The 629-nt window shown below is 55.0% G+C and carries 1 protein-coding gene; it reads right to left on the reverse strand.

Annotated elements, in window-relative coordinates:
* A partial coding sequence (locus E0D98_RS25405; protein WP_131891468.1) for a phage portal protein occupies positions 1-629 on the reverse strand: 629 nt, incomplete at both ends.

The following is a 629-nucleotide window of genomic DNA, read 5'->3' on the forward strand; positions in this document are numbered from 1 at the left end:
CCGCCGGCCAGGGGCGGCAGGTTCTCCCGTTTACGGGCCTCATTGGGCGTGAGAAGCGTATTTTTCACCGCATCCCCCAGCGTTTTCATGCGCCGCTCACTGTCCATTCTCAGCAGCGTGGTGACATCAAATTCCGTACTCTCGTTTTCCCCCGTTTCCAGCGCCTCATCCAGTAACAGTTCAATGGACTCAATCAGCGTCTGCAGGCACTGGGAATAATACTGCTGCTCCAGCGCCTCCACATTGTCACTGGAAGGCGGTTGTCCCACGCCAATCTTGTAGGCCGGAACACGGAACACCGAACAGACAATTTCAGCGGTCATCTTCAGTTGTTCCACCGTCTGCGCATCCACCGGTGAAAACGTCGTGGGGTTGTATTTTGCCCCGTTGCTCAGAATGGCCGTTTTCCCCGCATTTTCGCCTGTATACCCGCTGTCCCAGTTGCTCTTCAGTTTTTTCGCATTTTCTTCCGTAATACTGCCGGGGATCTCAATCACCCCGGACGGCCTGCCGCCATTTCTGAAAAAAGACGTCGAATTTTCCTGAATATGATGCCCCTGCGTGGCCGCCAGCCCGGCGGCATACACCGGCGGCAACCCTATAAGCGGATGAAAAAAACAGTTAAACCG

Source organism: Escherichia sp. KCJ4928, assembly GCF_004352695.1.
GTDB lineage: Bacteria > Pseudomonadota > Gammaproteobacteria > Enterobacterales > Enterobacteriaceae > ECMA0423.